Raw genomic sequence first — 2,620 nt, 5'->3', positions numbered from 1 at the left:
CGCCGCGCCAGGTCAGGGTCGCGGCCGCGTCGAGGCTGGCGCTCCAGATCGGCCAGGCGAGGGTCAGGTCGACCGCCTGCGCGCCGGCTCCCGGATTCGCGGAATCGAGGGTGGTGCCACTCAAGGTGATCCGGCGCGGATGGTTGGTGCCGCCTTGGGCTAGGCGCGCGCCGATGCGGCGGGCGGGCTCGGCCCAGCGCGGGTCGTCGGCGCCGTCGGGCATTTGGATGGTAGCGCCGCCCAGCGCGACCGAGCCGAGGTCGGCCTGGCCCGAGAGCAGGGCGAGCGGATTGAGGTCGAGGTCGAGGCTGCCGCCCTCGATCAGGGCAGGTCCGCCAGCCTGCGCCCCGGTGATCCGGGTGCGGGTGAAGCTCAGGCGCGGAAGCGGGAGTAGCGTCATCGTCGTCGCGCCCTCCGCGGTGAGCGCGAGGCCGAACTCGCGCAGGCCGCGGCTGACGAAAGCCGCCGCCGTCGGGGTGCCGACCGGCCAGGGCAGGGTCGCCAAGCCCGCCACGAGGGCGGCCACCGACGCGAGGCCGACGGCGATGAGGAGGCGGCGCGGCGACATTGCACTCCGGGCGGGCACGTCGCGGGCCTGCCGAGGGGCGGCGTGGGCACGACGGGGGACGACGAACGCGTCCGCGATGTCTCAGGCTCCCCCCAGCCGTCATGCATCGGACCGTTCGGGTGATTCCCTTAAAGCCTTCGATCGGCTTTGTCTGCCCGCGGCGCCCGGCCGTCCCCGCCGCCTTCGAACGGATGCCGGCGCTTTGATTCCCGGCACCGGGCGCCTTTACCGGCGCGCCGGAATCGGAGACAGCTTTCGCGGAAACGATTGTCGGCGCAGTCGCGCGCGGGCCTTGATAGGGTTCAACGTCCATGAAGAAGGTCTATGCGGATCCGACGACGGCGCTCGCGGGGCTGCTGAAGAACGACATGATGGTGATGTGCGGCGGCTTCGGCCTCTGCGGCATCCCCGACGAACTGATCGAGGCGGTGCGCGAATCGGGCGTGAAGGGCCTGACCATCGTCTCGAACAACGCCGGCATCGACGGCGTCGGCCTCGGCAAGCTGCTCGACACGCGGCAGGTCTCCAAGATGATCTCGTCCTATGTCGGCGAGAACAAGGAGTTCGCCCGGCAGTATCTCGGCGGCGAACTCGAGATCGAGTTCAACCCGCAGGGGACGCTCGCCGAGCGCATCCGCGCGGGCGGAGCCGGCATCCCGGCCTTCTTCACCAAGACCGGCGTCGGCACCAAGGTCGCCGAGGGCAAGGACGTGCGCGAGTTCGACGGCGAGCACTTCGTGATGGAGCGCGGCCTGTTCGCGGACCTCGCGCTCATCCACGCCCACACCGGCGACACCGAGGGCAACCTCCGCTACCGGAAGACCGCCCGGAACTTCAACCCGATGATGGCCACCGCCGCGACCATGACGGTGGCGCAGGTCGAGCACCTGGTGAAGCCCGGCGAGATCGACGCCGACGACATCCACACGCCCGGCATCTTCGTGAAGCGCATCATCCACGTGCCGGGACGCGAGAAGCGGATCGAGCAGCGCACGGTGCGCAAGCGCGCCGAAGCCGCGCCCGCGGCGGCCGGCGGCGGCCAGATCTAATCAGGCAAGAGGGAACACGAAAATGGCCTGGACCCGCGAACAGATGGCGGCACGTGCCGCGAAGGAGCTGGAGGACGGCTTCTACGTCAACCTCGGGATCGGCATCCCGACCCTGGTTTCCAACTACATCCCCGACGGGATGTCGGTTCAGCTCCAGTCGGAGAACGGCATGCTCGGCATGGGCCCGTTCCCGCTCGAAGGCGAGGAGGACGCCGACCTGATCAACGCCGGCAAGCAGACGATCACGGCGCTGCCGACGACGAGCTACTTCTCCTCGTCCGATTCTTTCGGGATGATCCGCGGCGGGCACATCAACCTGTCGATCCTCGGCGCCATGCAGGTGGCCGGGAACGGCGACCTCGCCAACTGGATGATCCCCGGCAAGATGGTGAAGGGCATGGGCGGCGCCATGGACCTCGTGGCCGGCGTCAAGCGCGTCGTCGTCGTCATGGAGCACGTGGCGAAGAACAAGGACGGCACCGAGAGCCCCAAGCTGCTCAAGGAATGCGACCTGCCGCTCACCGGCACGCACGTGGTCGACCTCGTCATCACCGATCTCGGCGTGTTCACGATCGACAAGCACGGCGACGGCGGGATGCGGCTGATCGAGCTCGCGGACGGCGTCACCGAGGACGAGATCCGCGGCAAGACCGAGGCGGCGTACACGGTGGCGCTCGCCTGAGGTTCTACGACGTGGCTCGGCCGCCCCGCCGGGCGCCGAGCCACGTCGCCGTGCCGACCGCGAGGCCGACCGCGGCGATCAGGAGCGTCGAGGCGGCGTTGATCTCCGGGTTCACCCCGAGGCGGACCTGGCTGTAGAGCCGCATCGGCAGGGTGGTCGCGCCCGGCCCGGAGACGAAGCTCGCGACCACGAGGTCGTCGAGCGACAGGGTGAAGGCCAGCAGGAACCCGGCGGTGATGCCGGGGGCCAGGAGCGGCAGCGTCACCGTGGCGAAGACCCGGAACGGCCCGGCCCCGAGGTCGGCCGCGGCCTCCTCCAGGT

3 protein-coding genes and 1 pseudogene are annotated in these 2,620 nt (G+C 70.0%); 2 read left to right on the top strand and 2 right to left on the bottom strand.

The window, feature by feature from the left end; genetic code table 11:
- Positions 1–568: pseudogene (locus FV222_RS22590) on the bottom strand (AsmA family protein); the annotation flags it as partial.
- A 311-nt stretch (positions 569–879) separates the two neighbouring features.
- Between FV222_RS22590 and FV222_RS22585 the strand changes: the two are divergent.
- Both FV222_RS22585 and FV222_RS22580 read left to right on the top strand, forming a co-directional pair.
- Positions 880–1,617, top strand: coding sequence for a CoA transferase subunit A (locus tag FV222_RS22585; protein ID WP_147762052.1), 738 nt, complete (start codon positions 880–882; stop codon positions 1,615–1,617).
- Positions 1,618–1,639: 22 nt separating this feature from the next.
- Entirely contained in the window at positions 1,640–2,299 is a 660-nt protein-coding gene (locus FV222_RS22580) for a 3-oxoacid CoA-transferase subunit B (protein WP_147815692.1), read from the top strand.
- 4 nt (positions 2,300–2,303) lie between these two features.
- Here FV222_RS22580 and FV222_RS22575 read toward each other — a convergent pair.
- On the bottom strand, positions 2,304–2,620 hold a 317-nt coding region (locus FV222_RS22575; RefSeq protein ID WP_147815691.1), incomplete at its 5' end, for an ABC transporter permease subunit.

Origin of the sequence: Methylobacterium sp. WL103, from assembly GCF_008039885.1 — a bacterium.
GTDB lineage: Bacteria > Pseudomonadota > Alphaproteobacteria > Rhizobiales > Beijerinckiaceae > Methylobacterium > Methylobacterium cerastii.
Note: the sequence above shows the minus strand (reverse complement) of the source record. Positions and strands in the feature narration are given on the sequence as shown.